General features: G+C 51.9%; 9 protein-coding genes. 4 read left to right on the top strand and 5 right to left on the bottom strand.

Annotated features, from left to right (window positions below):
• The first annotated feature begins 527 nt into the window (after window positions 1-527).
• Entirely contained in the window at window positions 528-1505 is a 978-nt protein-coding gene (locus PsAD46_RS07000) for an aldo/keto reductase (protein WP_063306463.1), read from the top strand.
• A 1123-nt stretch (window positions 1506-2628) separates the two neighbouring features.
• Entirely contained in the window at window positions 2629-4239 is a 1611-nt protein-coding gene (locus PsAD46_RS06990; protein ID WP_057464735.1) for a BCCT family transporter, read from the top strand.
• A 98-nt stretch (window positions 4240-4337) separates the two neighbouring features.
• On the opposite strand, the gene PsAD46_RS06985 is transcribed toward PsAD46_RS06990, so the two are convergent.
• On the bottom strand, window positions 4338-5453 hold the full coding sequence (locus PsAD46_RS06985; protein ID WP_057464736.1) for an extracellular solute-binding protein: 1116 nt from the start codon (window positions 5451-5453) through the stop codon (window positions 4338-4340).
• 262 nt (window positions 5454-5715) lie between these two features.
• Here PsAD46_RS06985 and mgtE point away from each other — a divergent pair, with 262 nt between their 5' ends.
• Both mgtE and PsAD46_RS06975 read left to right on the top strand, forming a co-directional pair.
• The gene (mgtE, locus tag PsAD46_RS06980; protein ID WP_063306462.1) at window positions 5716-7122 is read left to right on the top strand and encodes a magnesium transporter; all 1407 of its coding nucleotides are present in this window, start codon (window positions 5716-5718) and stop codon (window positions 7120-7122) included.
• 56 nt (window positions 7123-7178) lie between these two features.
• Window positions 7179-7586 carry a cupin domain-containing protein gene (locus tag PsAD46_RS06975; RefSeq protein WP_063306461.1) on the top strand — a complete coding sequence of 136 codons (408 nt, stop codon included), beginning with the start codon at window positions 7179-7181 and terminating at the stop codon, window positions 7584-7586.
• A gap of 42 nt (window positions 7587-7628) precedes the next feature.
• Here the strand turns inward: PsAD46_RS06975 and PsAD46_RS06970 are convergent, their stop codons facing one another.
• The 4 genes from PsAD46_RS06970 to PsAD46_RS06955 all read right to left on the bottom strand — a co-directional run bounded on the left by PsAD46_RS06970 (window position 7629) and on the right by PsAD46_RS06955 (window position 11302).
• Window positions 7629-9107 (bottom strand): DEAD/DEAH box helicase, encoded by a 1479-nt coding sequence (locus tag PsAD46_RS06970; RefSeq protein WP_063306460.1) that lies wholly within the window; start codon window positions 9105-9107, stop codon window positions 7629-7631.
• Between the two features lie 402 nt (window positions 9108-9509).
• Complete coding sequence (locus PsAD46_RS06965; RefSeq protein WP_063306459.1) at window positions 9510-9794, bottom strand: GIY-YIG nuclease family protein; 285 nt, start codon at window positions 9792-9794, stop codon at window positions 9510-9512.
• 351 nt (window positions 9795-10145) lie between these two features.
• Complete coding sequence (locus PsAD46_RS06960; protein ID WP_063306458.1) at window positions 10146-10970, bottom strand: hypothetical protein; 825 nt, start codon at window positions 10968-10970, stop codon at window positions 10146-10148.
• Window positions 10967-11302 carry a hypothetical protein gene (locus PsAD46_RS06955; protein WP_153040711.1) on the bottom strand — a complete coding sequence of 112 codons (336 nt, stop codon included), beginning with the start codon at window positions 11300-11302 and terminating at the stop codon, window positions 10967-10969. Before PsAD46_RS06955 ends, PsAD46_RS06960 begins: the two co-directional genes overlap by 4 nt.
• Window positions 11303-11500: the final 198 nt, after the last annotated feature.

Here is an 11500-nt window from a genome sequence, read left to right as displayed (position 1 = left end):
CACCAAAGACTCAGGGAGAACATTACAGGAATAGACCGCGATCAAATCAGGCTGCACTCTCTCAGAACGCTGGCAAGCAGACTTCGGAGCAATCCGCGTTCTTTGAAAACTGAATAATGAATGAGGGGGTATGGTGGTCGTGGCACAGGCTGCAGCGCCTGAACTCGCCGAGATGGCATTAATGTGCTGAGACGCCCAATGGAAAGCCCCGCCATTGCGTTCGTTTGCGTGATTTTGCGTGAAACAGCGTTTTTGTGCGTTCAAATGTTCAAAACGGCAAGGAAACAGTGCGTTTGGGAAGACGGAGGACTAAGAACGGCATCATCAAACGCCTCCTGCTCCGACCAACTGAGAGACAGCACTTATCCTCCTTCTATCAAATCTTATAAACGCAAACCAAAAAACTATCCCCGCAAAGGAGCGGTTTTGATCATCAGCTTCAGGCCTGGAAAGGCGGTTATGGCGCATTGCGCAGTTTATTTTTGTGTGCTCCCCTCTCCCTGGGAGTTTTAATAGCGGAAATAACAATGATTTTCAGAGCTTTGAAAGATATGAATGCGTCAGTGTTGGGGTTCGGCTGCTGGGCTGTGGGCGGCACCTGGAATGACACAGAGGATCAAACCTCTATCCGAACCATGCGAACAGCCGTTGAGCTGGGCATCAATTTCTTTGATGTCGCACCGGTTTACGGGCTAGGGCATGCGGAAACGCTTTTGGGTGAGGCCCTCAAGACCTTTGAGCGTGACCAGCTGTATATTGCCACCAAGTGCGGGCTGGTTTGGAACAATCCAGAAAGAGCTGTCAAAAACAATCTGACCAAAGCTTCTATTATAGAAGAGGTGGATCAATCACTCGAGCGTTTGCAGACAGAATATATTGATGTGCTGCAGTGCCATTGGCCTGATCCGCATACACCTGTTGAAGAGACCGCAGAAGGTTTACGTGCTGTTGTGGAGAGTGGGAAGGTTCGACATTTGGGTGTCTCCAACTTCTCATTGAAGATGACTAAAGAGCTGATGCAACATTGTGAGCTGGCAACTTATCAGGGGCTTTATAACCTTCTGGAGCCGAATGCCACGCATTATCATAATATACCGCTGAGCTACCGTAGTCGTGATGAGATCATTCCGCTTTGCGAGGAGCATGACCTCAAGTACTTGCCTTATAGCCCATTAATGCAGGGATTGCTGGCAGGAACTTTCAAAGCAAGTGGTAACTTTGACCAAAATGATGATCGCGCCAATAACCCGAAACTGAATTCTCCGCTGCTGGAGAAGTATCTCGGCTGTGCTGACGAGTTGAAAGCTTTCGCTGAAAAAGCCGGAATGCCTCTGGCCCATCTGGCTATGGGGTGGTTGATGGCGCAGGATGCGGTCGGGCCCATTATTACCGGAGCCTATCAGGAATGGCAGGTGAAAGAGAACATTGCGGTCACAACACGCTCTTACGATGCGGATCTTTTGAAAGGTGCTGAAGACATCGTTGCTAAATGGGCGCTATCTTAACTTATCGAGATCGAGCCAACAGAACCCAGTTCTGAGGAGCTGGGTTTTCACTTCGCAAGCCTGGGTGATGTGACTTTATATATAGGCTTTGCCCTCATAGTTTGGTCGACACCATTTAGAAGCAGCTTATCCCACTGATCGTCGCTTCCAAGATCAGCATTAGGTTTATGTTCGAACGCAAACCCGATCTCCTTTTCTTTCATCAGTAGAACAAAGAACCGCTGTTTGACTGTGGAGCTCCAGAGCGTGCACAAATCTGTTTCAAAGTCTGAGCGAACATCTGAGTCGGATATGAGACTGCGTTCTAACCACAGCTCGCCCTTCAGGTCATAGATGGCAACTTCACGCTCTCGCCTCAAACATCATCGCCACCTTACACCTCGATTGCACCTCTCGCCCTAAGGCCGAATGCAACATGTCTCCAATGCGTATCGGATCGACTTCCCACGGAGCCGAAACTGAGCTGCTCTTACTTTGAATGGTGTTTTCTGCGCTGCGTCCGAACCTCACCTCACACACTAAGGTTTGCTATGAGAAAGCCATCAATAAGAGAGCAGCCCTACTCACGCGCCTCATTAGACCTGAAATATCTTCATCTTTGCACAGTCAATACAGCATGGAAGAGATTGGTATTTTCTGAAACTGGCGTGTTCGAGCAGTATGAGGCCCGAAAATAGAATATGAAGATCACAAGCTTAGAGATGTGAGACAGGTTTTTAGGTCTCTTTGATATTGCTTTTGCAGGATCAGGCAAATCGGCAAAAGCTATCCCCAAGACTAAGTATTTTTACTCTTGTGTGTAATGCATTTAAATTTGTAGGTTTCGCGCACACCAAGTGGTGCCTAACCAATCACTGTCAGCGACGGCTTCTTGCTAAGCCAGATCACTTTCGCTGTATGGCATCGCTATCCATCTGTGCCTCCGCCATGGAGGCAACCGCGTTGCCAGCTTCCGCCCTTTGTGCGTGGAACCCATTTCTGGCAGTGATCGTATAGACTCGCCCATGAGCTTTCGCGGCAGATGGCTAACAAGCGGATCATGGCTCTTGGTTGAGCTGCTAAATCCACGTGACGTGCGCACTCGGGCTGCATGCGTGGATATCTGCCAATAAACAGGACCAGTATGACTGATCAAACCTGCGCAGATCTTATTCCGGCCCCCGAAGGGCCGTCCAATCTTATTGATACTGATTATGAAGTAGGACAAGACAATATTACACCGCGAATCGCTGGTGTTGCGTTTGACGTCCACAATATCGTTTTCACTATTTCCAGTATTGCGATTGCAATTTTTGTTGCAATTACTCTGCTCTATAAAGACGCTATTGGTCCGGTCTTTGGTGATCTACGTGTTTGGCTCACTTCTAGTTTTGACTGGTTTTTCCTAATTGCCGGCAATATCTTTGTGTTGCTTTGCCTCTTCCTTATTGTGTCTCCACTGGGAAAGGTTCGCATCGGCGGCAGAGATGCAAAACCAGATTACAGCTACAGCGAATGGTTCTCCATGCTGTTTGCTGCGGGCATGGGCATCGGCCTTGTCTTTTACGGCGTGGCTGAGCCACTTGGCCATTTCTCTTCCATCACTTCTGGCAGCAGCTGGGCCCCATTGGGCGGTGAAGCGCTGAGCGGTGCGGAAGCAGAGCGCCTTGCCATGGCCTCCACCATCTTCCATTGGGCCCTGCACCCATGGGCAACTTATGCTGTGATTGCTCTTGGTCTGGCTCTGTTTTCCTATAACAAAGGCCTGCCGCTGACCGTCCGCTCTATCTTTTATCCAATTCTGGGTGAGCGCGTTTGGGGTTGGCCGGGTCACGTGATTGATATTCTGGCTGTGTTTGCCACCATGTTTGGTCTGGCAACCTCTCTGGGTATTGGTGCAGAACAAGCCAATGCTGGTTTGAACCATTTGTTTGGTCTTGAAATCACGACAACAACCAAGGTCATTTTGATCATCGCGATCTCTGCTATTGCACTTTGTTCCGTTGTTATGGGGCTGGATAAAGGCATTAAACACCTTTCCACCTTCAACGTAATCACCGCTGCTTTGCTGCTTGGTTTTGTTCTGTTGGCCGGTCCAACATTGGACATCCTGCAGAAGCTGTTCTGGAATCTGGAAGCTTATCTGGAATATCTGCCAGCACTTTCCAACCCAGTTGGCCGCGTTGACGATAACTTCCGTCAGGGCTGGACAACTTTCTACTGGGCTTGGTGGTTCTCCTGGGCACCGTTTGTGGGCATGTTTATCGCTCGCATCAGCCGTGGCCGCTCCGTTCGTGAGTTCATGATTTGCGTGCTGGTTATTCCAAGTGTTGTTACCACCCTCTGGATGACAGCCTTTGGCGGCACAGCGATTGAGCTGGAAGCGACTTCTACCCTTGGCAAAATTGCAGGTGCGGCGACTGAGATTCAGCTGTTCGAGATGCTGAGCAACCTGCCACTTGCTGAAATCACATCTGTACTGGGTGTTGTTTTGATCATCACATTCTTTGTGACGTCTTCAGACTCCGGCTCTTTAGTGATCGATACCATTACAGCTGGTGGCAAGGTGAACGCACCGGTTCAGCAGCGCATCTTCTGGGCGTCTTTGGTTGGCCTTGTTGCGATTGCATTGCTGCTTGGCGGTGGTCTTTCCAGCCTTCAGGCGATGACGGTTTCAACCGGCTTCCCGTTTGCGATTATCTTGCTTGGCGCATGCTTTGCAATCGTCAAAGGTTTGCGTAGCGAGCCTAGATAAGCAAACTTCATACTAAATTCAAAAAGCGGCGGGATCATTTCCGCCGCTTTTTTGTTTGAAATGCTTGCATGTGGGATCGTCGTTTGATCCGCTCTACATCAGTGAATGGTTGCTGCCAGCTTCTTGGCATCTGCGCGCATGTTGGCCGGAAGCGGGATGTAGCCGGAGGAAATTGCGGCTCCTCTTGCCTGTCCGCTCAAAACAAATTCAGCAAACTGGCGCACCGCGGTGCCGGTTTTCACATCAGGGTAGACGTCTTCCGTCACCAGCCAAAAGAATGAAATGATGGGGTAAGCGCTGGGAGCTTCAGGGTTGTGAATCTCATCAATGGAGAGCGGATCGCCACTTCTGCTGATCTCCTCGATGGCTGCTTCTCCGGCATTGAGTGAGGGTGCTACGAAGTTGCCCTTTTGATTTTCGACCAGGGCCATCGGGATTCCCAGTGTGCTGCCAAAGGCTGAGGGGGCATAGCCGATTGAGCCATTGTTCTCGGTGATCTTGGTGACGACCTCAGAAGAACTGGGCACAAGGACAGCATCTTTCGGGAAGGTTTCCAGTGGCCAGATGCTGGCAGATTTGCCGGACCATGCATTTTCGGCGGTGTACAGGTGCTTGGAGAGGGCGAGGTTTGCACCGCTGGCGTCGCTGCGGCCAACAATGGTGATTTTCAGCTTTGGTAAGCGCAGGTCCGGGTTCACCATGCGGATTTCGCGGTGGTTCCAGTATTGGATGGAACCATCAAAAATACCGGAGAGCGCGTTGCGCGTGAGCTTCAAGTGGCCAACACCCTCAATATTGTAAAGAATACCGAGCATGCCTGCGGTGATGGGGATCTCCAGCAGTTTGTCTTCTATGGCGACAGGCTCATCGGCGGCATCAATATCAAGGTCTTGCTCCAGGATCGCTTCCAGTGGAGCGCTGGAGACAGCAAAATCGACCTTGCCAGCCTGCAATGCCAGCACACCAGCCCCACTACCGATCGGGTCGTATCGCACTTCGATCTCGGGGTTTGATGTTTTGAAGAGACGCAGAGTTTCATTGAACAGGACGTCTGGATACATCGATCCCGCTCCGCTCAGTTCCTCGTAGGGTTCTGCCTGAGCGTAGCTGTCCTGAGCCATTGAGGAGTTAATCAGAAAACCGGTTGCCAAAAGCGAAAGGAACGAAGCAGCTACAATCTGAACGCACAGTTTTGGAGAGATCCGGTTGAGCATGGCACATCTTTCTCGGAGATTTTCCAATATGTAGACGCTGGTGTGCGTCATTTTATGCTGTTGGGCGCTGATATAACCGCCCGCGCAAGGCCCCTCATAACTTAGATTTCATAAAGGCTTTCTCATTGTGGGCTGCGGTATTCTTTGAAAACTTTAGCTATAGAAACACAGCATTGGTTTTGCTTGATCTTAGGGAGAGATTTACTTCGCTGAGGCATGGTCTGCGCAGGCAGAATATCGTACCCAAACAAAGGTGCGGAGGATGGCAAAGAACAAGAAGCCACTTCAGTGGAGCAGCAAGACAGACACCACCGCGCATGAGCACAACAAGCAGGTGCTGAAGACGGTGCGCCATTTGCTGCGTGCGCACGAGACCAACTGGCTGGTGAAGCGGTTGAAGAAGTGGTCGCCCACGGATTTGCTGCAGTTGTTGACTGCCCTGCCCCTGCCGGATGCTCGCAAGCTGTTTGCGCTGCTGCCTATTCGGCCTTCCACCAAGATCCTCGCTGAGCTTTATCCGGATTTTCGGGCTGAACTGCTGAAAGACGGGACGACCACGCGGCTGGTGGAGATTCTCAATACGCTGAAGGAGAATGATCTGGCGGATACGCTGGATGAGTTTCCGCAGAGCTTGCTCGACATCATTGTGCCGCAGCTGGATGCGCGGGCGGAGATTGAGGAGCGGATTTTGCATGGGGAGGATACGGCCGGGCGGTTGATGAGCCGGAAGTTTGTGGCGTTCAACGAGGATTATACGGCGGGGAAGGCTATTGCGGCGATCAAGAGCCAGTATGATCTGGTCGGGCGGTTTCGTACGGTGTTTGTGGTGGATGCAAAATACCGGTTGGTGGGGCGGCTGGATGTGACGCGGTTGCTGACGCTGGAGCCCAAAACTCGCATCGGGGATGTGATGGATGCTAATGTGCTGGCGGTGTCTGCTGAGATGGATCAGGAGGATGTGCTGCGCAAGGCGGCGAAGCGGCAGATTTCCTCCATGCCGGTGATTGACGTTGACGGGAAGCTGATTGGGCGGATTACGACTGAGCAGATGAACCAGATTGTGCGTGAGGAGCTCTCGGAAGACCTGATGCTGATGGGTGGGGTTTCACCGGAAGCGCGGCCTTCAGACTCCGTGCGCCGGATCATCAAAGGCCGGTTGCCCTGGTTGATGACGGGGCTGATTGGGTCTGCTGTTGCTGCGCTGGTGGTTGGGTCATTTGAGGATGAGCTGGAGAAGGCGGCTATTTTGGCGGCGTTTATTCCGGTGATCATGTCGATGGCGGGCAATTCCGGGCTTCAGGCGTCTGCTGTTGCGGTGCAGGGCATTGCGACGGGGTCTATCTGGACGGGCAGTACGCTGTTTCGGCTTTGGAAGGAGTTTTGCGGGGCGCTGTCCAACGGGGTGATTGCGGGCAGTGTGCTGACTGTGCTCATCAGCATTGGGGCCGTACTGTTTGAGATTCATGATCCCGTGTGGCTGGCGCTTACGGCAGCATCCTCTCTGGTCATCGTTACCACGGTGGCGGCTATGGTGGGGGCGACGGTGCCTGTGGTGCTGGATAAGATTGGCATTGATCCGGCAGCGGCGACGGGCGTTTTCATCACCACCAGCAATGATGTGCTTGGGGTGTTGGTTTACTTCACGACGGCCAGTTATCTTTATCTATAACTTGACGTTCCCTGCCCTGACGGTCCCTACTATCCAACGATGAGGGAGGGATTTTTATGGATGAGGAACAGAGTTTCAGCCACAGCGAAGGTGAGGCTGGGGAGTTTGAGGCGCGGGGGTTGCGCAGTTATTTTGAATATCGCGACCTTGGCGTGGCTGATGCCACCAACGGGGCTGTGGTTGCGCATGTGATCAAAGCGCGTGAGGGGCACAATGCGACAGGTCAGTGGCATGTGCATGATTGCTCCTTTCAGTTTTATTATGTGCTGAAAGGCTGGGCGCGGTTTGAGTATGAGGGGCATGGCATCCGCACGGTGAAGCCGGGAGACTGCGTGGTGCAGCCAGCGGGCATTCGCCACCGCGAGATTGAGCATTCTGAGGATTTTGAGCTGATCGAGATCGTCTCGCCTGCCGGTTTTGGCACTCGGGCGGAAGACGAGACTTCTGAGACCACTGAGGCCTGAAAGCAAAACCGGGGCTTGTGAGCCCCGGCGTTTTTTATGAAATCAGCGCTGTGCAGCTGCTGGTTTTGCGCGGCGTGGCCTGTTGCTCTGGCTGCGGTTTGGACCGCTTTTTTGAGCCGGACGCGCATTTGCGTTTGGTTTGCCGCCGCGGCCACGACCTGCATTTGGCTTTGCACCAGCTGGTCTTGCGCCTGCCTCACCTGCTGGTTTGCTGCCTTGTGCGGCACCGTTGCGGCCTGCACCGCCAGCTGGGCGACCAGCACCACCGGCTGAGCGGCCAGCGCCGCCACCACCACCACCACCGCCACTGCGGCGACGGTTGCCTTGCGGGCGTTTGTGGCGTTTCAGCTGTGTCTGTTCGTTTGTTGGGTCGTACGCAGGCATTTCGCCGTCCGCCCAATCGCCATCACCAGACGGGATTTTGCGGCCAATCAGGCGTTCAATATCGCGCAGGTATGGTTGTTCGGTTCCATCACACAGGGAGATGGCAACACCGCTTTTGCCTGCGCGGGCTGTCCGGCCAATGCGGTGAACGTACGCTTCCGGCACATTTGGCAGCTCGTAGTTGACCACGTGGCTGACGCCATCAATATCAATACCGCGGGCTGCGATGTCTGTTGCCACAAGGATTTTGATGGAGCCATTTTTGAAGCCATCAAGCGATCTTTCGCGCTGGCGCTGGCTCTTGTTGCCGTGGATGGCTGCTGAGCTGAGGCCTGCTTTGTCCAGATGACCGCTGACACGGTCTGCCCCGCGCTTGGTGCGGGTGAAGACGATGGCGCGTTCGATGTCTTTTTCTGACAGGATTTCCTGCAGGGCAGCCCGTTTTGAGCTTGAATTGAGGAAGCGAACGGACTGCTCGATTTTCTCAATTGGACGGGAGACCGGCGCCACGGAGATTTCGCGCGGGTTGGTCTGGAACTCTTTGGCCAGCTTGCGGATCTGGTGTGGCATGGTTGCGGAGAGCAGCACTGTCTGGCGCACTTTTGGCAGTTTGCCAAGAATACGGCGGATGGCTGGGGCAAAGCCAAGGTCCAGCATCTGGTCGGCTTCGTCCAGTACCACTGTTGTTGTGGCGTCCAGCTTGATGCCGCCGGTGCTCATGTGGTCTTCCAGACGGCCCGGAGTGGCGATCACAATGTCCAGGCCTCTGGACAGGGCGCGCAGCTGTGGGCCGGGTTTAACACCACCAAAAATAACGGCAGTTGATGGGCCGATATACTGGCCATAGGTGCGCACGCTATCAGCGATCTGGGAGGCAAGCTCACGGGTTGGCGCAAGAATAAGCGCACGGCAGGTGTGCGGCGCTGGTTTTTTGCGGTCTTCTGCCAGACGCGTCAGCAGCGGCAGCACGAAAGCTGCGGTTTTGCCGGTGCCTGTTTGTGCGATGCCGAGGATGTCCTCGCCCGCTTTCATGTGCGGAATTACTTCACGCTGGATTGGGGTTGGGGCCTCATAGCCCTCTTCTTTTACAGCGCGCAGGATAGGCTCTGCTAGGCCAGCTTCGTCAAAATTCTTCACTCTCGTACTTCCAAGATGTGCAGAGCACGCCCCCTGATATGGGATCAGGCAGGTACTCATAGATTAAACGCCAGCATATACCCCGCAGACATACATCTACGCGGCCAGACTGGCTAAAATTGAGATCCATGGAGTTTGAGAGGAGCTTTGAAAGCGACCTAGAAACGCTGCGGACCACGGTGCGTGCCCGTGTTACATCCCACTCGAGCAGGCTGCCTTGCTGAATATATTGCAGGCAGCGGGGTGGCGCTCCAAGCATATGCCCGATAAGCGCGTTGCCTCGGGAGATATAGGTAAATGCGCGGGAATGCAAGGGGTGGGGTGTGAGATGATCCACGCAATGCTCCTCTAACCGCCGTCATCCCGCACTTGATGCGGGATCTAGAACGATTAGCAAAGCAGTCACCCTAAGTCCCGATACAGATCACGCCAGGCTGGGTTAAGTGTTTCAATTAACTTCAGTTTCCATGCCCGCCTCCAGCGTTTCAGCTTTTTCTCACGAGCGATTGCATCCCCAATACGCTCAAATTCTTCATAATAAACCAGCTGAGAAACGCCATAGCGAGCAGTAAACGAGGTTGCCGCCTTCTCCCGATGCTCATGAATGCGGCGCGCCAGATTATTGGTGACGCCCGTGTAGAGCGTCCCGTTTCTCTGACTTGCGGTGATGTAGATGTAATAGAGCATGTCGTAGTTTGAGAGTGTATGTGCAGATTGCCAATCGCGTGATATGGCTAGGCCGTTATCAGAGGTGAGTTCTGGCTGGATCCCGCATCAAGTGCGGGAAGACGGCGGTGGGGGCTTTGAGGTTTACCCAAACGCTCCTCGCCGTCATGCCGGACAAGCGAAGTGAAGATCCGGTATCTAGGGCTAAGCAGCATGGCGGTGCTCACAGCGTATGCCCGATGAGTGCGTTGGTTGAAGGGAAATAGGGAAGATTGAGGGAATGCAAGGGGTAGAGAAACGCGACTAATACTGCTTCTCGCAAAATCAAAAGTTTCTAAGCTAGCAGCTTCGTTTTAGTACAAACAAACCAACTCACAAGATTTCTCTCGTCGTGAAACCCATCCAACGACATGAAGTATCGAATTGATTAAATCCGCCTTGATCTGTTCGAGCAAAGAAAGCTACCCATTCTCCATTTGGATTGAACAAGTTAAAATTGCTATTTGCAGGAACGCTAAACCCAACAAAATCAGCACTGTGGTTAAACAGGAGAGCAACCTTCTCGCTGGCTCGAACAAAATACCCAGTTGGCAAACCATCGATTGAGTACAAATAGGTTCCGCTCCAAACACTATTCATGTTTGGATTTATAAAGGTGTTTGCCTTCGGATTTAACATTCGATTACGGCGTGGATCGATCATCATATTGCGATTTGGGTCAATCGTCATATTGCGGTTAGGATCAATCGTCATGTTACGACGAGGGTCAATCGTCATATTGCGATTTGGGTCAATCGTCATATTGCGGTTAGGATCAATCGTCATGTTACGACGAGGGTCAATCGTCATATTGCGATTTGGATCGATGTTTATGTTTCGGCGAGGATCTTCCGTGGGAGACATCGCTTGACCATTCGAAGATAAGTAACTTGGCTGGCTAGAATCTGAAAATGCCAGATCAGCCAGCAAAACATATTCGCCATCTTTATCATGGCCAAACGACAAAAAGATCCGAAGACCATGGTGCACTAAAACGTATACACCCTCTTCTTTACCTGTGAGGAGAACCAAGTGCTTCTCTAACTGAGTACGGTCATTTTTCTCCAAAAAGGCAAATGCCGATGATAGGTAAGGAAATGAGTTAGGACCTATTGCGGCAATTTTTTCACTAAATGAGGGGGTAGCAACAATCTTCATTTCAGAGAATCCCTGATCTTCTGCATCGATTGCTCATAAAGCTCCAAATTGCCATCTTCTATCTCTTTTTTACTCGCAGCGACTTGGGCGGTAAGTAACTCACTTCGTGCATATGCCATACAGTACTCAGCATCTTGAAATGCATCTACGCTCATTTCGTGGGCATGCATATAACGATGAAAAACAAAGGTGAAAACAAAAACGAGAAGTAATAGCCAAAAAGAAGTTGTGGTGTGAAAGCTCGACCAAGCAATACCTTCTTCAGTCGTAAGTTCGGTCGCAAGCGTGCTTGTAAACAATCCACCCAACAAAGAAAGAAATAGCGAAATCACTGTCTTTATGCTGGGCGACGTATATATAAGCTTTCGAATGTTAGCGGCCCTTGACATCAGGTACTGATCGTCTCTGAAAGAATGTGATCGGAATGCACAGCCTTGAAGCCTCTCCGAGATATAATCTGCTTTGGAGAATCTGCACTTAGTTTGACAACACCACCTATTATCACAAGTTGTCTTGATACATAACACAAT

This window comes from Pseudovibrio sp. Ad46 (assembly GCF_001623065.1).
GTDB lineage: Bacteria > Pseudomonadota > Alphaproteobacteria > Rhizobiales > Stappiaceae > Pseudovibrio.
The sequence above is the reverse complement of the archived record's forward strand: the minus strand, read 5'-3'. Positions and strand labels throughout refer to the sequence as shown.

Excerpts from the sequence above, each read along its gene's own strand:
- PsAD46_RS07000 (WP_063306463.1), top strand. The coding sequence starts at position 528 with ATGATTTTCAGAGCTTTGAAAGATATGAATGCGTCAGTGTTGGGGTTC.
- PsAD46_RS06990 (WP_057464735.1), top strand. The coding sequence starts at position 2,629 with ATGACTGATCAAACCTGCGCAGATCTTATTCCGGCCCCCGAAGGGCCG.
- PsAD46_RS06985 (WP_057464736.1), bottom strand. The coding sequence starts at position 5,453 with ATGCTCAACCGGATCTCTCCAAAACTGTGCGTTCAGATTGTAGCTGCT.
- mgtE (WP_063306462.1), top strand. The coding sequence starts at position 5,716 with ATGGCAAAGAACAAGAAGCCACTTCAGTGGAGCAGCAAGACAGACACC.
- PsAD46_RS06975 (WP_063306461.1), top strand. The coding sequence starts at position 7,179 with ATGGATGAGGAACAGAGTTTCAGCCACAGCGAAGGTGAGGCTGGGGAG.
- PsAD46_RS06965 (WP_063306459.1), bottom strand. The coding sequence starts at position 9,794 with ATGCTCTATTACATCTACATCACCGCAAGTCAGAGAAACGGGACGCTC.
- PsAD46_RS06960 (WP_063306458.1), bottom strand. The coding sequence starts at position 10,970 with ATGAAGATTGTTGCTACCCCCTCATTTAGTGAAAAAATTGCCGCAATA.